Source organism: Jeongeupia chitinilytica (assembly GCF_014652315.1).
Lineage (GTDB): Bacteria > Pseudomonadota > Gammaproteobacteria > Burkholderiales > Chitinibacteraceae > Jeongeupia > Jeongeupia chitinilytica.
In genome coordinates this window covers 226,058-244,876 of the sequence record NZ_BMYO01000007.1, presented here as the reverse complement: position 1 = coordinate 244,876, position 18,819 = coordinate 226,058, and the positions used below count along the sequence as shown (strand labels likewise).

General features: G+C 60.2%; 18 protein-coding genes and 4 tRNA genes. 18 read left to right on the top strand and 4 right to left on the bottom strand.

Going from position 1 to position 18,819, the window contains the following annotated elements:
* The first annotated feature begins 64 nt into the window (after positions 1 to 64).
* From IE097_RS14215 to rbsB, 6 genes are all read left to right on the top strand, one after another.
* Positions 65 to 1,066: a LacI family DNA-binding transcriptional regulator gene (locus IE097_RS14215; protein ID WP_189461509.1), complete on the top strand. Its 1,002-nt coding sequence runs from the start codon at positions 65 to 67 to the stop codon at positions 1,064 to 1,066.
* A gap of 254 nt (positions 1,067 to 1,320) precedes the next feature.
* Positions 1,321 to 2,214, top strand: a complete 894-nt coding sequence (gene rbsK, locus IE097_RS14210; protein WP_189461508.1) for a ribokinase — start codon at positions 1,321 to 1,323, stop codon at positions 2,212 to 2,214.
* The gene (gene rbsD, locus IE097_RS14205) at positions 2,211 to 2,609 is read left to right on the top strand and encodes a D-ribose pyranase (RefSeq protein ID WP_189461507.1); all 399 of its coding nucleotides are present in this window, start codon (positions 2,211 to 2,213) and stop codon (positions 2,607 to 2,609) included. Before rbsK ends, rbsD begins: the two co-directional genes overlap by 4 nt.
* 10 nt (positions 2,610 to 2,619) lie before the next feature.
* Positions 2,620 to 4,101, top strand: coding sequence for a sugar ABC transporter ATP-binding protein (locus IE097_RS14200; protein WP_189461506.1), 1,482 nt, complete (start codon positions 2,620 to 2,622; stop codon positions 4,099 to 4,101).
* Between the two features lie 2 nt (positions 4,102 to 4,103).
* Positions 4,104 to 5,042 (top strand): ABC transporter permease subunit, encoded by a 939-nt coding sequence (locus IE097_RS14195; RefSeq protein ID WP_189461505.1) that lies wholly within the window; start codon positions 4,104 to 4,106, stop codon positions 5,040 to 5,042.
* A gap of 58 nt (positions 5,043 to 5,100) precedes the next feature.
* Complete coding sequence (gene rbsB / locus IE097_RS14190; RefSeq protein ID WP_189461504.1) at positions 5,101 to 6,042, top strand: ribose ABC transporter substrate-binding protein RbsB; 942 nt, start codon at positions 5,101 to 5,103, stop codon at positions 6,040 to 6,042.
* A 74-nt stretch (positions 6,043 to 6,116) separates the two neighbouring features.
* Here the strand turns inward: rbsB and IE097_RS14185 are convergent, their stop codons facing one another.
* Together IE097_RS14185 and nadA are read right to left on the bottom strand one after the other, a co-directional pair.
* On the bottom strand, positions 6,117 to 7,181 hold the full coding sequence (locus tag IE097_RS14185) for a bifunctional nicotinamide-nucleotide adenylyltransferase/Nudix hydroxylase (protein WP_189461503.1): 1,065 nt from the start codon (positions 7,179 to 7,181) through the stop codon (positions 6,117 to 6,119).
* Between the two features lie 45 nt (positions 7,182 to 7,226).
* On the bottom strand, positions 7,227 to 8,144 hold the full coding sequence (nadA, locus tag IE097_RS14180) for a quinolinate synthase NadA (RefSeq protein ID WP_189461502.1): 918 nt from the start codon (positions 8,142 to 8,144) through the stop codon (positions 7,227 to 7,229).
* 250 nt (positions 8,145 to 8,394) lie between these two features.
* On the opposite strand from nadA, the gene IE097_RS14175 reads away from it, so the two are divergent.
* The 4 genes from IE097_RS14175 to IE097_RS14160 all read left to right on the top strand — a co-directional run bounded on the left by IE097_RS14175 (position 8,395) and on the right by IE097_RS14160 (position 8,875).
* Positions 8,395 to 8,470 (top strand) — tRNA-Gly (locus IE097_RS14175).
* A 37-nt stretch (positions 8,471 to 8,507) separates the two neighbouring features.
* Positions 8,508 to 8,583: transfer RNA gene (locus IE097_RS14170), tRNA-Gly, on the top strand.
* Positions 8,584 to 8,634: 51 nt separating this feature from the next.
* Positions 8,635 to 8,708: transfer RNA gene (locus IE097_RS14165), tRNA-Cys, on the top strand.
* Between the two features lie 82 nt (positions 8,709 to 8,790).
* A tRNA-Leu gene (locus IE097_RS14160) sits at positions 8,791 to 8,875 on the top strand.
* A gap of 52 nt (positions 8,876 to 8,927) precedes the next feature.
* Here the strand turns inward: IE097_RS14160 and IE097_RS14155 are convergent.
* Together IE097_RS14155 and IE097_RS14150 are read right to left on the bottom strand one after the other, a co-directional pair.
* A complete protein-coding gene (locus IE097_RS14155) occupies positions 8,928 to 9,929 on the bottom strand; it encodes a phage integrase (RefSeq protein WP_189461501.1) in 1,002 nt (333 codons plus the stop codon).
* Entirely contained in the window at positions 9,926 to 10,480 is a 555-nt protein-coding gene (locus IE097_RS14150; RefSeq protein WP_189461500.1) for a hypothetical protein, read from the bottom strand. Before IE097_RS14150 ends, IE097_RS14155 begins: the two co-directional genes overlap by 4 nt.
* 470 nt (positions 10,481 to 10,950) lie before the next feature.
* Between IE097_RS14150 and IE097_RS14140 the strand changes: the two genes are divergently transcribed.
* From IE097_RS14140 to IE097_RS14105, 8 genes are all read left to right on the top strand, one after another.
* The gene (locus IE097_RS14140; RefSeq protein WP_189461498.1) at positions 10,951 to 11,265 is read left to right on the top strand and encodes a glutathione S-transferase family protein; all 315 of its coding nucleotides are present in this window, start codon (positions 10,951 to 10,953) and stop codon (positions 11,263 to 11,265) included.
* Between the two features lie 2 nt (positions 11,266 to 11,267).
* Complete coding sequence (locus tag IE097_RS14135) at positions 11,268 to 11,516, top strand: hypothetical protein (RefSeq protein WP_189461497.1); 249 nt, start codon at positions 11,268 to 11,270, stop codon at positions 11,514 to 11,516.
* On the top strand, positions 11,516 to 13,360 hold the full coding sequence (locus tag IE097_RS14130; RefSeq protein WP_189461496.1) for a replication endonuclease: 1,845 nt from the start codon (positions 11,516 to 11,518) through the stop codon (positions 13,358 to 13,360). Before IE097_RS14135 ends, IE097_RS14130 begins: the two co-directional genes overlap by 1 nt.
* A gap of 302 nt (positions 13,361 to 13,662) precedes the next feature.
* Complete coding sequence (locus tag IE097_RS14125; RefSeq protein WP_189461495.1) at positions 13,663 to 13,875, top strand: major capsid protein; 213 nt, start codon at positions 13,663 to 13,665, stop codon at positions 13,873 to 13,875.
* Between the two features lie 441 nt (positions 13,876 to 14,316).
* Positions 14,317 to 15,783 (top strand): hypothetical protein, encoded by a 1,467-nt coding sequence (locus IE097_RS14120; protein ID WP_189461494.1) that lies wholly within the window; start codon positions 14,317 to 14,319, stop codon positions 15,781 to 15,783.
* Positions 15,784 to 15,791: 8 nt separating this feature from the next.
* Complete coding sequence (locus tag IE097_RS14115; protein ID WP_229797599.1) at positions 15,792 to 16,091, top strand: DUF2523 family protein; 300 nt, start codon at positions 15,792 to 15,794, stop codon at positions 16,089 to 16,091.
* On the top strand, positions 16,091 to 17,164 hold the full coding sequence (locus IE097_RS14110; protein ID WP_189461493.1) for a zonular occludens toxin domain-containing protein: 1,074 nt from the start codon (positions 16,091 to 16,093) through the stop codon (positions 17,162 to 17,164). The genes IE097_RS14115 and IE097_RS14110 overlap by 1 nt, the downstream gene beginning before the upstream one ends.
* Entirely contained in the window at positions 17,161 to 18,426 is a 1,266-nt protein-coding gene (locus tag IE097_RS14105; RefSeq protein ID WP_189461492.1) for a type II secretion system protein GspD, read from the top strand. The genes IE097_RS14110 and IE097_RS14105 overlap by 4 nt, the downstream gene beginning before the upstream one ends.
* Positions 18,427 to 18,819 lie beyond the last annotated feature (393 nt).

The window sequence follows — 18,819 nt, the reverse complement described above, 5'->3', positions numbered from 1 at the left end:
TTGCCTTGTCCACAACAACAGCGGCCGTTATGCTGAATACGGTTTAGCAAGTCATCCAAAGACCGTGTCCACCTTTGCCCGCCTGACCATCGACGATATTGCCCGCCTTGCCGGCGTGTCGCGCACCACTGCCAGCCTGGTCCTCAATGGCCGTGCCGAGGCCTACCGGATCTCCGAGGCAACCTGCCAGCGGGTCCTAGCGATTGCTGCCGAACACCAGTTCCAGCCATCGCAGTCGGCGCGCGCCCTGCGTTCGCGTGCCAGCCACACCTTGGGCCTCGTCGTACCGCAGCTGACCAACTTCGCCCACGCCAGCCTCGCCGAGGCACTCGAGCCGCTGGCGCGCGAAGCCGGTTACCAGCTGATGACCGTCAGCAGTGGCGACGATCCCGGGCAGGAAGCCGCCGGCATCGGCCAGTTGGTCGCGCGCCAGGTCGACGGCCTGATCGTCGTGCCGTGCAACCCCGAGCCGGCGGCCTACGCCGGTTGGGCCAAGCGGCTGCCGCTGGTGTTCGCCGACCGCCGCGTACCGGGCTCACCGGTCCCGTTTGTCGTCACCGCCGCCGCCGCCGCCGCCGAGGTGCTGGTTGGCGAGGTCATCGCCAAGGGCGCGCGCGAAATTCTCTATATTGGCGGCGGCGCCAGCCTGTCGACCAGTGCCGACCGGCTCGCCGGCTACCGTGCGGCCCTCGAGGACGCCGGCATCACGCCAGGGGAAGACTGGATCAGCGAGCGCGATTACCTGCGTGCCTCGGGTCAGGCGCGTCTGGCCGACTGGGTCGACCGGCACGGCCGCTATCCGCAGGCGGTATTCACCGGCGGGATCACACTGCTCGAGGGCGTCCTTGCCTTCGTCAACGCCCACGGTGGCGCCGGCCCGGACTTCCTGCTGACCTTCGACGACCATCCCCTGCTCGACTGCCTGCCGCAGGCGGTGCAATCGGTGGCGCAGGACAGCCATGCACTTGCGGCGGGCAGCCTGGCTGCGGTGCTTGCAATGCTCGCTGGCCAGCCCCCGGCCACCGAATGCTGGATCGACGCCACCCAGCGCCGCCGGCAACACTAACTTCCCCTTTCGCCGACTTGCGCCCGTCGCGCCCTGCGACGACATCCGCCATCCCAGTTGCATGAAAACACCCTGCGTGCCGGTTCATCCGGCGCGTAAGGGGATTCCTGTAGTTTTTTAAAAAACACTACAAAAAGTTGATCCATGTCTACTTTTTTTGCTTAACACGGTTTAGCATCAGCACATCGCTCGAAAACAGAGTTCGAATCCGTGGTAGCGGTCTAGCCTGTACTACGGATGCATAAGGAGTTGCTATGACCAAGGTGCTGGTAGTCGGCAGTATCAATATGGATCTCGTCGTCGGCACGACGCGCTTTCCCCGCCTGGGCGAAACGCTGTTCGGCGAACGCTTTGCGACGCATCCCGGCGGCAAGGGCGCCAACCAGGCGGTCGCTGCAGCGCGCCTTGGCGCACAGGTGACGATGATCGGCCGGGTCGGCGACGACGCGTTCGGCCAGCAAATGCTGGCGACACTGAAAACCGAAGGCGTCGACACCCGCTGGATCGGGGTTTCGGCAACTGCCGCCACCGGCATCGCTGCCATTACAGTCTGTGACGGCGACAACGCCATCCTCGTGGTCCCCGGTGCCAATGGCGAACTCTCGCCCGACCACATTGCGGCATCGGAACAGGCCTTCGCCGAGACCGACGTCGTGCTGGCCCAGCTCGAAGTGCCGATGGCCACGGTCGAGGCCGCTGCTGCGCTGGCACAAAAACACGGCAAGCCCTTCATCCTCAATCCGGCCCCGGCGGCCCGCCTGCCGATCGAGCTGGTCGGCAAGGTTGCCCTGTTCACGCCGAACGAATACGAACTCGCCGTCGCGCTCGACGGCAAACCGGAAAACTGGAAAGCCCTGCTGGCGATGCTGCCGGGCAAGGTCGTAATGACCAAGGGCCGCGACGGTGCGTACTTCACCGACGCCGCCGGCGCGCTGCAGCACCAGACCTCGTTCCCGGTCGAGGCGGTCGATTCGACCGGCGCCGGCGACACCTTCAACGGCGCCATCGCCGCGTTCTGGGACCTCGGCCTTGCCGCTGCATCGCGCTATGCCTGCGCCGCCGGCGCCCTGTCGGTCACCCGCGCCGGCGCACAGGGCGGCATGCCGACCCGCGCCGAAGTCGACACCTTCCTGGACAACGCAGCATGAAAAAGCACGGCATCCTCAACAGCGACATCGCCCGCGTGCTCGCCACGCTGGGTCACACCGACTGCATCGTCATCGGCGACTGCGGCCTGCCGATTCCCGACCATGTCGAACGGATCGATCTGGCGCTGCGCATCGGCACACCGAGCTTCTTCGACGTACTGGACGAAGTCCTCAAGGACATGCAGGTCGAACGCGCGGTGTTCGCCACCGAAGTGCTCGACCGCAACGAGGCGGTGATGACCCGGGCCACGGCGATGGCCGGCGGCGGCATCGGCATCGATTACGTCCCGCACGACGAACTCAAGCGTCTGTCGCATGACGCCAGGGTCGTCATCCGCACCGGCGAAGCCACGCCCTACGCCAACGTCGTGCTATACGCCGGCGTGATCTTCTGAGGAGGCGATCATGGTCGTGAAGATGAAGGACATCAGCAAGGCCTTCGGCCCGGTCAAGGTACTCGAAGGCGTCGAGTTCGAACTCGAACCCGGCGAGATCCACGCACTGATGGGAGAAAACGGTGCCGGCAAGTCGACGCTGATGAAGATCCTCTGCGGCGTCTACCAGGCCGACTACGGCACGATCGAAATCAGCGGCCGGCCGGTCGAGATCCGCAACACCAAGGACGCCGAGCGTCACGGCATTGCGATCATCCACCAGGAACTGAACCTGATTCCGCAGCTGTCGGTGATCGACAACCTGTTCCTCGGCCGCGAAAAGCACAAGGGCGGCGTGCTCGATTCGCGCAAGATGCGCGAGCTGGCGCTCGAATACCTGGCCCACCTCGGGGTGAAGAACATCGACCCCGACATGGAAGCCGGCAAGCTGTCGATCGGCCAGCAGCAGATGGTCGAAATCGCCAAGGCGCTGAGCCTGAACGCGCAGGTGCTGATCATGGACGAACCGACCGCGGCACTGACCGACCGCGAGATCGAGGTGCTGTTCGGACTGATGCGCGACCTGAAATCGCGCGGCGTCGGCATCGTCTACGTCTCGCACCGGATGGAAGAAATCTTCGAGATCTGTGACCGGATCTCGGTGCTGCGCGACGGCCAGTTCGTCGGCCAGCGCGTGATCAAGGACACCGGCTTCGACGAGATCGTCAAACTGATGGTCGGCCGCGAGATCGGCGACCGCTTTCCGAAGCGCAATGTCGCGATCGGCAAGCCGCGCCTCAAGGTCGGCAACCTCGACGACGGCCACGCGATTTCCGACATCAGTTTCGAGGTGCATGCCGGCGAGGTGCTCGGTGTCGCGGGGCTGATGGGCTCAGGCCGCAGCGAGATCGTCCGCGCGCTGTTCGGCGCCAGCCGCCGCAAGAGCGGCGACGTCTGGCTCGACGGCGAAGCCATCCACATCAACGACCCGATCGCCGCCATCGACCACGGCATCGGTTTTGTCACCGAAGACCGCAAGACCCAGGGCCTCGTGCTCGGGATGTCGGTGCGCGAGAACATCACTCTCACCCACCTGGCCAAGCTCGCCCGCGGTGGCGTCGTCAACGGCGGCGATGAAAACGGCGAAGTCGCCGGGCTGATCGAGCGGCTGAAGATCCGCACCCGCGACGCGGAACTCGACGTCAAGTCGCTGTCGGGCGGCAACCAGCAGAAGGTGGTGTTCGCCAAATGGCTGGGGATCGCCCCCAAGGTGCTGTTCCTCGACGAACCGACCCGTGGCGTCGACGTCGGCGGCAAGGCCGAGATTTACCAGATCATCAACGAACTCGCCGCCAGCGGTGTCGCCATCGTCATGGTGTCGTCCGAGCTGCCCGAAGTGTTGTCGATGAGCGACCGCATCCTCGTGATGCACCAGGGCCGGCAGGCCGGCATCTTCGATGCCAAAACCGCGACCCAGGAAACCATCATGCACGCGGCAACCGGAGGACAGTAACGATGAGCCCGCAAACCAAAGCTACCCTGCAAAAACTCGGCCCGCTGATCGCGCTGGTGATCATGTCGGTCGTCCTCGCCGCGATGAGTCCGGACTTCCTCACGGTCGGCAACCTGCTGAACGTGCTGCGCCAGGTCTCGATCAACGCACTGATCGCCTTCGGCATGACCTTCGTGATCCTGCTTGCCGGCATCGACCTCTCGGTCGGCTCGGTGCTCGCGCTGTCGGCGGCGCTGATGGCCGGCCTGATGGGCGGCGGCATGAACCCGGTCGCCGCGACCATGGTCGGCCTGATCGCCGGCGCCGCCATGGGCCTGCTCAACGGCCTGATCGTCACCAAGGGCAAGGTCGCACCGTTCATTGCCACGCTGGGCACGATGACGCTGTACCGCGGCTGGACCATGGTCTACACCAACGGCAGCCCGATGACCGGCTTCAACAGCGACTTCATCTACATGCTCGGCAGCGGCTATGTGTTCGGCATCGTGCCGATTCCGGTCGTGATCACGCTGGTCGTGTTCGGCGCGCTGTGGTTCGTGCTGAAGAAGACCGTGTTCGGCCGTCACGTCTACGCCGTCGGCGGCAATCCGGAAGCGTCCAAGCTCTCCGGCGTCAAGGTCGACCGCGTCCAGCTGTGGGTCTACTCGCTGTCAGGCCTGATGGCCGCGCTGGCCGGCGCCATCCTCACCTCGCGACTGAATTCGGCCCAGCCGACTGCCGGTGCCGGTTACGAGCTGGATGCGATCGCGGCGGTCGTCATTGGCGGCACCAGCCTGGCCGGCGGCCGCGGCTGGATCGTCGGCACGCTGATCGGCGCGGTGCTGCTCGGCGTGCTCAACAACGGCCTCAACCTGCTCGGCGTCTCGTCGTTCTACCAGCAGGTCATCAAGGGCATCATCATTCTGCTTGCGGTGCTGATCGACCGCGCAGGGAAGAAGTAAACGGAAGAAGTACGTGGGTCCAACACCCGCCATAACGCAGTCACATAGGAGAAGTCGCATGAAACCGTGGATCAAACCCCTGCTGATCGGCGCCATCGCCCTCGGTCTCGCCGCGTGCTCGAAGCAGGGCCCGGACAGCAACGCAGCCTCGTCGGCCGCCAGCGCCGGTGGCGAGCCGACGATCGGCCTCGCCGTCTCGACCCAGAACAACCCGTTCTTCGTCACGCTGCGCCAGGCCGCCGAGGCCGAAGCCAAGGCGCAGGGCATCAAGCTGATCGCCGTCGACGCGCAGGACGACGCCGCCAAACAGATCGCCAGCATCGAAGACCTGATCCAGAAGAAGGTCAGCGTCATCCTGATCAACCCGACCGATTCGGACGCGATCGCCAACGCCGTGCGTGAAGCCAACAATGCCAAGATTCCGGTCATCACCATCGACCGCGCGGTCAATGGCGGCGAAGTCGTTGCCCACATCGCTTCGGACAACATCGAAGGCGGCCGCATGGCGGCGAAGTTCCTGATGGACCAGATCAAGCATCAGGGCAAGGTGATCGAACTCGAAGGCATTCCGGGTTCGTCGGCCGCGCGTGAACGTGGTCAGGGCTTCGGCGAGGGCATCAAGGATGCCAAGGACGTGCAGGTCGTCGCCAAGCAGCCGGCCGACTTCGACCGCGCCAAGGGCCTGACCGTGACCGAGAACATCCTCCAAGGCAACAAGGACGTGAAGGGCCTGTTCGCGCAGAACGACGAAATGGCGCTGGGTGCACTGCAGGCCATCCAGGCCGCCGGCCTGAAGGACGTCGTCGTCGTCGGCTTCGATGCCACCACCGACGCGATCGCCGCAGTCAAAGCCGGCACCCTCGCCGCCACGGTACAGCAGAAGCCGGACCTGATGGGCAAGATGGCCGTCGACACCGCCAAGCAGCTCATCGACGGCAAGCAGGTACCGAAGTCGATTCCGGTGCCGCTGAACCTCGTCACCAAGGACAACGCGCAGTAAAACGGCGAAACGAGTACACCGCAGAGACTTTCACGGCCCCTTCCGGGGCCGTTTTTTTTTGCATCGCACCGAGGTCAGATCTGGCCGAGGAACCAGTTCACGATGTAGAAGTGGTCCTCGAACAACTCGGTTTCCATCCGGTTGAATTCGAACAGCGGCACCCATTGCGCCCGGTCGGCGTCGTCGCCACCGCGCACCTTCGGCAGGCCCTCGCCGGTCGGTGTCAGTTCGATCAGGAAGCCGTGGGTGATCGTCCGGCCGCGCAGCGAGCGTTGCGGGTGGTCGAACACCCGGCTGGCGCGGATCGAGCCGGCCAGCACCGGCACCGGCACCTTGAGCCGGGTTTCCTCCTTCAGCTCGCGGATCACCGCGTCGCGGATCGGTTCGTCCTGCTCGATGAAGCCGCCGGGCAGCGCCCACAAGCCCTTGCCGGGCATGCCGCGCCGCCGCACCAGCAGGATGTGGCCCGAGTGGATCACCACCGCGTCAACGGTCACAAAGGTCGGCGGATACGGCGCCACCGCCCACGAACGGCGGAAATCCTGCAGATAGCGGTACTCGGCAGCGAGCCGCGCATGCACTTCGCCACGGCGGAAGGCCTGCAGCCAGTCGAACACCGCCGGCGGCAGCTTGGCTACGCAACTGTCGAAGCGCGATCCGCCGGCATCGAACAGCGCGTCGCGTACGCACTGCGCATCGATGCCGGGTTCGTCGTCGACCTCGAGCCGCTGCCATTGCGGGAACAGCTCCAGATACCATGCGTTGCGGCTGCCGCGGCTGCCGACGATGCCGATGCTGAACTCCGCCGCCCGATGGCCGAGGCTGGCGGTGTCGACGGCGATGACCTTGTCGACCTGGCTCTGGATTTCGGTCACCCATTGCTGGTCGTTGTACATCCGGTCCGAGCAGCCGAGCATGAACACCCGGTGCTGCAACTCGGCCGGCAAGGCCGCGCGCAACATGGACTCGCGCTCGGCCAGCGTGAATGGATTGCGCGGGCTGACCGCCTGCCGTGCCGATCCGCAGATCACGATCAGCTTGTCGGCGTGCTCCAGTGCGGCGTGGATCAGTTTCAGGTGACCGTTGTGCACCGGCTGAAACCGGCCGATGAACACCAGATAGTCGAAACGTTTCGTCATCGGTTCTCCCGGATGAAAAAGGGCGGTCTCGACCGCCCTTTGCACTTATGCGTAATAACGCTTGGAGAACTCGAGCATGCGCTCGATCGGCAACCGCGCGGCGTCCATCGCCTCGGGGCTCAGGTAATCGATACGCGTACCGACACCGGCCTGCGCCCGCTTCACCGCCTCGATGGTGTTCATCTTCATGTACGGGCACGAATTGCACTGGCAACCGGCATAGATCGGCGCCTGGCGGATGTCCAGATCCGGCCGCGCCAGCCCCATGTTGTAGAGGATGCCGTCTTCGGTCGCGACGAAAATCACCGCATCGGCTTCCTTGTCGAACGATTTCACCCAGTTGAGCATGCCCGAGGTGGAACCGACGTAATCGGCCTGCTGCAACACCGGCAGCGGCGACTCGGGGTGGGCGATCAGGTATTTGGCACCGGCAACGCTGGCAAACGCCTCGTCGAGCGCGCTCTGGTTGAACTTGTCGTGCACTTCGCACACGGCCGACCACAGCGGCATGCCGTAGTCGTACTGGAAGTTCAGGTAGGCACCCATATTGCGGTCCGGCGAGAAGATCACCTTCTTGCCGTCGGCGTACAGGCTGGCGATGATGTCGTCGACGTTGCGGCTGGTGACGATCCAGTCGCTCAGCGCCTTGTGCTCGGCCGAGCTGTTGATGTAGCTGACGTGCACGTGATCGGGATGCGCCTCGCGCCACGCCTTCAGCGCGCCGACGTCGGTCTGGGTGACGAGGCTACAGGTCGAACCGGCGTCGGGCAGGATCACCTCGGCATCCGGGTTCAGGATCTTGGCGGTCTCTGCCATGAAGCGCACACCGGCAAACACGATGGTGTCCGCGCCGCACTCCTTGGCATAGAGGGACAGTTCCAGACTGTCGCCGACCTTGTCGGCCATCTGCTGGATTTCGGGCTGGCAGTAGTAATGCGCCAGCGTGACGACTTTCTTGCTCATGGTCTTCCCCCATGCAAAACGCGCGGGCTCGCCCCGCGACGGATCGATCAGTACAGCAACCCGCTGATGTGGAACGGATTTCCTCCGGCACGGCGTTTCCCGCCGCGCAACATCAGCACGCCCATCTTACACCTGCAGGCCCCGGCATCATCATCCGTCGCGATCTTTTTGCAAAAAGGTGTTGACACTGCCATGGCTGCAAACCATAATGCGCTCCTCGGTTGCAGAACAGCGCAGCGAAAACGGCGAAGCGGGATTAGCTCAGTTGGTAGAGCGATACCTTGCCAAGGTATAGGTCGAGAGTTCGAGCCTCTTATCCCGCTCCATTCACCGTTATTTGCTGGATTGTTGTGCCGCTGAAATGCGGGATTAGCTCAGTTGGTAGAGCGATACCTTGCCAAGGTATAGGTCGAGAGTTCGAGCCTCTTATCCCGCTCCATATTTCAGAAAAAGGGAAAGTTAGCTACTTTCCCTTTTTTGTCGCAGTTGCGGCGGGGTAGCAAAATGGTTATGCAGCGGATTGCAAATCCGTCTATGCCGGTTCGATTCCGACCCCCGCCTCCAGTACAAAAGCCCTGATTATTCAGGGCTTTTTGCTTTTCCGGTGACTGGTGAGCCTGCTGCGGCATGCTACAATCGGCGCCCTGCCCCGATGGTGAAATTGGTAGACACAAGGGACTTAAAATCCCTCGGCGTAAGCTGTGCCGGTTCGACCCCGGCTCGGGGCACCACTTATAAAACAAAGGGTTACGTGAAAACGTAGCCCTTTTGTTTTTTCGGGTGTCAACCAAGTGTCAACGCGGCAAGAGGGTTCAGCAATCGAGCCTCTTGCAGATGATCCGGCGCGAAGTGCGCGTAGCGCATGGTCATCGCCAAAGTCGAATGTCCCAAAATGCGCTGCAGCACCAAGATGTTGCCGCCATTCATCATGAAGTGGCTTGCGAACGTATGGCGCAATACGTGAGTGAGCTGTCCGTCCGGCAACTTCAGTTCTGCTTTGATCACCGCATCCCTGAAGTCGTTGTAACACCCCTTGAACAACCGATCGCTACCTGGGACAACTTGCGCAAGCAGTTCCGCTTCAAGGCCCGCGCTAATTGGTATCGAACGGTTCTTCCCACTCTTGGTCCCGCTGAGGTGTATCGCCCCGTGCCGCACCTGCGTTCGGCCCAGACCTTCAGCCTCGCTCCACCGAGCCCCGGTCGCCAAACAAACTTTGGAAACTAGCAGTGCGTCTCGATGACCTGATCGCTCAAAAGTCCCCAGCAACAACCTGATGTCGTCTCCGGTGAGAAACCCAAGTTCGACCTCAACGACGCGAAGTTGACGCACCTCACGGAGTGGATTTTCTCGATCCCACTTTTTCAGCCTTCGAAGCTCGTTGAACATGGAGCGGCAGTAGGCATGGACACGATTGACCGTGTTCGGACTAATGCCTTGTTCAAGCCGAGATTTCCGATAGGCCGAGAAGTCCTCAGCATCGAAGCGATCGGCAACGGGATTCCCAATTGCAAGAGCGAAGTTCAACAGCGTCGCCCGCTGTTTTGCACCGTTACGCAACCCCTGCCCAGCATGCTCCCACCAAGTCTCGACCAGCTCCGAGAGATGGCGGATATCTCGCCTCGCCGGCTGCCACTCAGGCTCTTGGGCGACCTGTGACTTAATCCAAGTTTCCCAGCGAAGAGCTTCGGCCTTCGTCGGCAGCGTCTTGCGGAATCGTTTTCCGCCACGTCCGGCCGGCTGAACATCAACCAGCCAGCCGTTTGCGCTTTTCTTGATGGTCATTTTGTTGGGATGAAGTTAGGTAGATCCGCGACCCACTCATCCCCTCCATCCCTCTCAGTATCACCCGACCTTTCGTGATGCTCCCAGTTAGCGCGCGGGTCATCGATAAATGCCTTGATCTCTACAACCCGCAGCTCGCGACTCTTCGTAACGTCGTCAATCACGGCCTGAGGAACACCCCCACCTGTTCGGTCCGCAGAGACTTCATCACCACCACCTTGAGCAACCGTCATCCGCTTGAGAGCAATTCGAGCTCGGAAGTACTTGGCCGACCATGGTTTAGCTACGGCGTTCACCCTAAACCGATCCGAAAACGGGATCACATGGCCCGCCAAAGGATCGGCGATTCCGGTGACAAGCCAAAACGCATACTCCGGCCATGTTTGACATACCCACTCGATCATCTCCGAGTTTGCTCTTTGCTTTCCGTACCAAAAAGACTTCCAGTTCCCCGCCTTGATCCCGCTCTTTTCTTCCAGCGTGCGAAACCGACCCCGCTCTGGGGTCTGACTTCTGAGCACCTCTTGCATGCGTGCGCTGATATCAAGCATTTCTCGCCCTCCACACCAAATGGAAACAATTTACTCCCATATGGTTCTTTTTTCTTGACACCCCAAAGAAAGACCCATACCGTTGCTTAACGGTAGTTTATTACTACCATTTAGACCTATGGAGGGTCCATGGAACAGAGCCATCTTCTTCTACAGCCACTCGGAGCTTCAGTCCTGGTAACCCGCGAACGCTGGGCAGAGCTGACAGGTTTACCGCTTGGGGTCATTGAGGCGCAGTGCGACAAGGGCTACTGGCCCACCGTACGCAAGGGCAAGTACAGCCTGATTAACGTCGCACAGATTCAGCAGGAGTCCCTGCTACAGGGGCGATAACCATATCGCGCAAAAGCAGCTTTCAGCTGCTCAGCCAAGCGTGCTGACCGCCCGCAGCGCGAGCGAGGACGTACAGCACGCTTGGCTGAGCATGGCTTCTCGATGCTCGTTTCCCACGTACCCCAAAGGTGACTGCAATGACCCCTCAAGAATCGAAAAATACTGCCCTCAAACCCAACCAAGCACTGCTCGCAGGTCGCGTGAACGCTGTCCGCAAAGCGGACGAATACGTCTACACGGAAATCACTCTGCCTGCGCCTGACGAGTACACCAGCCCGCAAAGCGTGGAGGTCCGCAGTCGGAAGCGCCTCGGCCAAGTCGGTGAAACCATCGAAACGCGCGTCCTTTGTGGCGGATATCGCGGCAAGCCCTTTCAGTTCACAGACAAGGAGACTGGCGAGCGGCACCAGCGTCGCCCTGTGCTCAACGTCTATTCGGCGCTTGAGGACTGAACATGAGCGCGATTGCCGTCCCACGGCTGATGGAAGCACTCGACGTAGCCGCTTCGGCCTACGTCGAGTTTTCCAGCGCTCAGCACGCCTCATCGCGCCTGCTCGCCGACCGCGCGTTCGTTTCGACCTTCGTGGGTTTCCTCGCTCCCGATGTGCTCGACATGGATGAGCAGGAGCAACGCGATTTCAAAATCGTTGCCAAAGTACTTGGCCTTCCCGATCCGCTCGTCCCCTTCGGGAAACGTCACTGATGATGCAACTCCGTACCTCCGTGCAATGGCGGAAGCGTTACTACCGCGAAGATCGATCCTTCGTAGATCGCTGCCTAGCAAGAGTGCCTGAGCAATTTGCGACCGCCATTCGCCGGAAGTACAACCAAGTTTTCTTTGATCCGACAACGCCGCGCGATGGCGACGCACGCCGTGCAGCCAATGCACTAGTGCGGACCTATCGAGACCGGATAAAGACAACGGCAGGCAAGCTCAATCTTGCCGCAAGTGACGATGAGCTTTGTACCCAAGCCAAGGAAACCGCCAAGCAAATACAGCATTTCCTTAGCCTGTATCCACCATCCACAACGCCATCGAAGCGTCTTACCCGACTAGAGCCTCTTCTCAATACCTTTGGCGTTTACGCAAACGACACCGAAGAACTCCCGTCCGATGCATATTGCTTGCCACGAATCGGCAAGCGCGGTGTCACCGTTGAATCCATCCTGCTGCGGTGCACCTACCCTTCTTTCTGGCGTCGCGTATTTCGCTGCAAAGCAAGGCGCAAGGTAGAGGCGGAAGCCATCCACCTCGGCCTTGTGAACATCAAACAAGGCGCCTACGCGAGCAACGAGACCGTGGCCCGCTGCCGGGCGCAGCGCCGCCGCAATCGTGAACTACTCGAAGCCCTCACTGCAATCAACGAGCTTGGTGAGTGCGTCACACTGCAAAAGGCGGCCGACGCCAGCGTATCCAACCCGCAGGTAAGCCGTGCCGAGCTAATGACACGAATCGCTGGTCAAGAACGTATTGCTCGCGACCTCGGCCACGAACCGCTATTCCTGACAGTAACGTGCCCCAGCCGCTTCCACTCGTGCCGCAAAGTAGGTGAGCGCGATGTCGTGAGCAACCCCAAGTTCTGCGGTGCTTCGCCCCGCGACGCGCAGCGCTACTTGTCCTCCGTCTACGCCCGTGTTCGGGCAGCTCTGCACCGTCGCGGCATCCAACCCTACGGATTCCGGATTGCTGAGCCGCACCACGACGGCTGCCCGCATTGGCACTTGCTGCTGTTCGTAGAGCCAGGCCATGCCGACACCTTGCTCGATATCTTTGCAGATCACTTCACTCGTGAAGACAGCGACGAGTTGCGCGCAGGTATCAGCCCCCGCTTCAAGTGCGTTCGTATCGACTGGAGCCGCGGCAGCGCTGCCGGCTACGTCGCGAAGTATGTAGCCAAGAACATCGATGGCGTCCGCAATGACGGCCAGTCCATCGGCAGCACCTTCGACGGCTTCGATGCCATCACGGCAGCAGAACGGGTACGGGCTTGGGCGAGCGTCTGGGGTATTCGCCAGTTCCAGCAGATCGGCGTTGCGCCCGTCACACTTTGGCGCGAGCTACGCCGCATTGCTGCTAACCAAGAGTTGCTGGAGTCGGAACTGATAGCGCGCGCAGCCGCAGCTGCAGATATTGGCGACTGGGCCGAGTACATCCGGGTCATAGGCGGTACAGGGTTAAAGCTGACCGACTTGCCGTTAGGCGTGCATCGCGCTACCGATCTACCCAACCGTTATGGCGAACTCACAGGCCAACGCATCACTGGCGTCGTAGACCGACTACAGGGTGACTACGTGAAGTCGCGCATTCATGAGTGGGTCATCGAGTTTTCGCCATCTCGCGAGCGCAGCGAGCCTTGGACTCGTGTCAATTACTGTACGCCGGCCCAGTGCGCCGGAACGGCGCACATGCAGCGACCGTCCTTTTTTGATTCAGCTTTTGATCTGTCGCCGCCATCTCAATCAGTCAGCACGGCCCCGCCAAACCTAAGCACTCAACACATATCGCATTCAGCTTGTCGCACACCGACTGGAGTCGCCTATGCCTAGCGGCTCCGTGCAGACCGTGCTCGTTTGTGCTCCCTCGGCATTCGCGCAAGCACCGTGCCCAGCCGGACAGGCTGTCACGGTCCAACAAGTCTATTTGCTCGATCCAAGCCAGAAAGCAGCTTTCGAAGCTGCGACGGCTGACTTCGATTACGGCTACGCAGCAGGCGTGTGGTCCCTCGCATTCTGCACGGTCGTCGGGCTCTACCTAGCCACCCATGGAATTGGTCTGGTCCTCGGCTTTATTCGCCGGGGCTGAGCAATATGTACCGGGCATTTCCCGGTTTTTAAAAAGGAGTTCTTCAATGTTCAAGAAAGTCGCCGCACTCGCCGTTTCCCTCGTCGCTACCGCACCGGTCTTCGCCGCCGGTACCGGGCCCGACCTGACCCCGCTGACCTCCAACATCGACTTCAGCACCGTGATCACGGCACTGCTCGCGATCGCCGGTTTGCTGGCAAGCGTCTACGTCGCAATCCGTGGCAGCAAGATCGTGCTCGGCATGATTCGCGGTGCCTAAGTCGCCAAGCTGAACAAACCGGAGAGGCCATGGCTTCTCCGGTTTTCGAGCAATGAAATGACAGTCAACGAACTTTGGTATTTGTTCATTTTCGCTTGGGGCATCGTGTCCGGCTGGGCAGTGGTGCAAGGCTTGAGGGGTTAATCATCATGACGACTGTATTCATGTGTCTCTTGATCGGCCTATTGGCGTACTTCACCGTCATGATCATTGGAATGCTTGAATTCCCCATTGAGTATCACGACGAAAACAAACCGTACCGGGAAAAACTGTTCAAAGCCCTATTGTTCCTTTGCTTTTACGCGACCTGCATCGTGCGTTGCATTGGATTTTTCTTGATGGCAGTGGTGGTTTTACTAATCTCACCGATCCTTGTATTGGCTGATTCGATTTGGTTGTATTGGGATGAGCATAAATAAAGTGAAGCCATGGCGACAGTGCGTGATCGTTTGGGCGTTGGTTTCAGTGCTCTTCGCTCAGCAACAAGCTTATGCAAATCCGGTGCTTGCATTGGCTCCTGTATTCGAAGGAGTGATCAACCGCGTGGTGGGCAAGGCTATCGTGATGAACCTGTCCGAGCGTGGAGTGATCTACGCCGCGAATGACGCAGCTTTCGCACGAACGATGACTTTGGTCGGCCAGGCCGCAAATGATGCAACGTGGGCGAGTGCCGCCGTGACGACCGTCGCCGCAGTCGCAGGCGCACCAGTCTGGCTCTCGACTGCACTCGGCGTGGGTGCTATTGCAGCAGTAGGAGCGATCGCTTGGGGAGCCTATCAGTTGACCCAGAACAGCGACGTTTCAACGCTACCTAACGGCTCGCCGTCACCCAAGTCGTTGACACTCACCCCCACAACCTCAACTCCGCCCCCCCAGCCGATCGGCAACGGCTCATGGTCAAGCTACACAAGCCCGCTATGTAACCCCGCGATCACGACGACTTGCGGAATGAACGCACAACTTCCGAACAGTCTGCCCTACTACACGCAGGGGTATCCGAATTCGGGAACTGTGATCGGTTGCGTTAGTGCGCTGGACTGCGTCACCCAACGGGCTGCGGCCGAAGCCCACTTTCAGAGCAGCGCCGTCATCAATCTGAATTACGCGATCGCTCCAAACCCTGTTTCTCCTTGCCTTGCCGAACCGTGTTCGTATCGCATCACCGTGACATGGGACCCGCTTCCCGGTTCAACCGTCTCGGGTGAAGTGATTGATGTCTATCCCACAACAAACTCTTCCTACGTGCCTTCGCCCACCACTAGAACGGGCACGCTGAACGACATTGCCGGTGCGATCACCCCGGACATGTTGAACCAGCCCCTGCCAGATGCATTGCTTGCTCAGATCGCCAACCGACTCTGGCAGATTGCGGCGAGCAACCCCGGCTACAACGGTTTGCCGTATTCGGCGACGAATCCCATAACAGCAAACGACATCTCCTCGATTCGGAGCCAAAACCCCGACATCACCCCGAAGTGGAACGATCTGGTGAACACGACGCCCAGCGCACCGAGCTACCCCACGGTGCCGATTTCCCCTGATCCGATCCCGGTTACCCCAACCAATCCAAGCCCTGTCCCCAATCCGAATCCGAGCCCTGTTCCGAACCCGTCGAACAACACGCAAGTGAACTTGGGCCCCGACCCAGGCATAGGTCAACCGGCGCTAGAAGCCATCCCGTCAGCGTCGGACATCCTCAAGCCATTGCTCGATCTGTTTCCCGACCTGCGGAATTTCTCGATGCCGGGCCACTCCGGAGAGTGCCCTAGACCGACCTTCGATGTGTTCGGTAAGTCGATTCAGATGAACAGCCAATGCGATCTGGCCGAACAGAATCGTGCCGTGATCTTTTCGATCATGACGGTTACCTGGCTGGTCATTGCACTGTTCATCGTACTTTCTGCTTGAGGTGGGCCATGCCGGCGTCGCTGTTTGCGATCTTTTCTTCTGTACTCAATGTTGCGCTCGGATTCCTTGTCCGATCAATCATCGTCAAGTTCGTAACGTTCTTCGCGCTGTTCTTCATCGTGCACGAGTTTGTTCTGGTGATTGCTGCTCAATTGCCAAGCGGCGGCACGGTCTCCTCCGGACTCGCGGCCTTGCCTTCATCAGTCTGGTACTTCCTTGACCTGTTCGGCTTCTCGCTCGGCTTCCCCGCAGTCGTGAGCGCGTTCGCGTTGCGGTTCATCATTCGCCGTATCCCGGTAATCGGCTGATGGCCATCAACGTGTACAGCGGCCTGCAGGGCAGCGGGAAAAGCTACGAGTGCATGCGCTCGGTCGTCCTCGAAGCGATCATGGCCGGGCGCAATGTGGTCACCAACGTCGACGGCATCAACGAAGAACTGATCTATGGCTACTTGGCCAAGACGCGTGACGCCGATGTCAGCAAGCTTGGAAAAGTCGTCCACGTCGCCAATGCACGCATCGCGCAGCCGCAGTTTTTTCCCGATGAAGAGAAGCCGCATCTTGAATCGGTTGTACAGGCAGGCGATCTGGTCGCCGTTGATGAAGCATGGCGTTTCTGGGGTACGGACTGCGGCCGGCTGACGCACGAGCACATGCAGTTTTTCCGGATGCATCGCCACTACGTGCATCCGCAGACCGGTGTGGCCTGTGACGTCGCGTTGATGACCCAAGACATCAGCGGCCTGACCCGCACGGTGAAGAACGTCGTCGAATTCTCGTTCCACATGACCAAGCTGAAATCGCTCGGCCTGACCCAAAGCTACCGGGTACAGGTCTATGACGGCTGGAAGCAGAACCGAAAAACGCAAATCGACGTCTACAACAAGCGCTATGACCCGGCGATTTTCCCGCTCTACAAAAGCTACGCCGGCGGCGGCGGCAACGAACAGGCCATCGACAAGCGCTCGAATGTTCTCGCCAACAAGAAGTTCTGGATGATCGCGGCTGGATCGCTGTGCCTGATGGCTATCGGCGCATGGAATACATGGCGCTTTTTTCACCGACAACCGGCCGCTGCCACCTCGACACAATCCACGATGGCAGCAGCATCAACACCCCAAGCGGTGCCGGCCCCCTCACCAGCATCGTCCTTGTCGCTCGATCGCCCCAACTACTCCGAAAACTGGCGCATCACCGGCCGCATTGAAATCAACAGAGTCGCTTGGGTCGTTCTTGCGAACGCGTCCGGCCGTCTCCGTCTTGAGTCCCCCTCCGTCTTTTCGAATGACCGCCTCGCGATGGTAGGAATGATCGACGGACAAAAGATCACGAGCTGGACCGCAAACCTTCCCCCTTCATCACCGATGGACCTCCGAAAATGAAGAAGTTGCTCATTGTGCTGATCACCGTGCTTTTCACCTACGTTGCACATGCCAAAGTACCCTCCTCCCAAAACAGAGAAGTTTCTACATCGGCAAAGTTCGACTTCCAATCGACGAGCATCTCGCAGGTTATTCAGTTAGTTTATGCCGAGGCGCTGAAACAACCCTACGTTATCGATCCGGCCGTACTCCAAGACGCGCGACTGGTCTCGTTCAGGTTCGACACAAGCCAAGGCGATCTATCGGCATTCTGGCGTGCATTCATGCGCGAACTTGGCTACACCAGCGAGCCTCGCTCCGGCGTCGACTTCGTAAAGCCATTGCAATCCGAGCAAAGCGATAACGCCGAGCAGGAATTTTTCGTATATCGCCCGAAGTATCGATCGGTGTCATATCTAACGGACCTGCTTGGCCCGCTATTTCAGCGAACCAACTTCAGCGTGAATCGAGCAGTCCGGTCAGCCCCTTCAGACAGGTCGGACAAGGCAGCCCCGCAAGGCACAGCCGCTGCAGCCATTGATCACGACGCCGATACCTTGGTCTATCGCGGTTCGCGTGCTGAGATCGCCAACCTGAAGAGGCTACTGATCGAAGTGGATCAACCAGCCGGCGATATTTTGGTCAAGGGTGTGGTGTACGAAGTGACCACCAATCAAAGCGACGGCAGCGCATTCCAGCTGGCGTTATCACTGCTTGGCGGCAAACTCGGCATCCAGCTCAACACAAGCGCGACGACACTGGATAGCAGCATCAGCTTCAAAAGTGCCACGATCGATGCTGTGCTGAGCGCGTTGAGCGGAGACAGCCGATTCAAGGTTGTCAGCACGCCGGAGCTGCGTGTCACCTCTGGGCGTACTGCTAAGCTCACCGTCGGGCAGGACGTGCCGATTCTCGGCAGTGTTTCATATCCACAGGGCGGAAGCACCCCTGTCCGATCCGTCGATTATCGTTCATCGGGCGTGATTTTCAGTCTGACGCCGCAGCTCAGGGATCAAAGCATCGCCCTCAGCGTCACGCAGCAAGTCTCCAACTTCGCAAAAACCGAGACTGGCGTAAATGACAGTCCAACCCTGACCAAGCGCGAGCTCTCATCGGAAATCGCTACGGTACCGGGAGAACTCGTTCTACTTGGGGGGCTGACCGATGACCAAGACAACACCAGCTCATCTGGCTTGTCGTTTCTCCCCGGCTTCTTGCACAGCAATACAACCTCGACCAAGCGTACTCAGGTCATCATGATGCTTCAGCTCACTCGGCTCTAACCCGCAGCAGCCCTGCGCTATGAGTGTTTCAGCGCAGTCCTCTGGGTGTGCTTTATGAGTGTTTCTGCGCAGCCAAGCTCCAGCGCGGTGAGCGCCTTATCACGTCCCATAACACCCTTGCCAGCCATCTCCAAGGGCCCTTCCGCTACCGGAGCGGAACAATTTTGCAGTCTTGGCTCTCGGGCGATGAGAGTTTCTGCGCAGTTCATCCCTCATGCAATGAGTGTTTCTGCGCAGCACGTAGAGGCCGCTAATCCCGTCAGGTTGACCGTGGAATAAATGGGGCAAAGCCCCGTTTATGCCGCGAAAGCAACTTGACGGCAGCAAACTCGTTACCATGGAATGTGGGCCAAGGGCGCTTTTCCCCTTGGCCCATGCAGAACCTTGGACGTG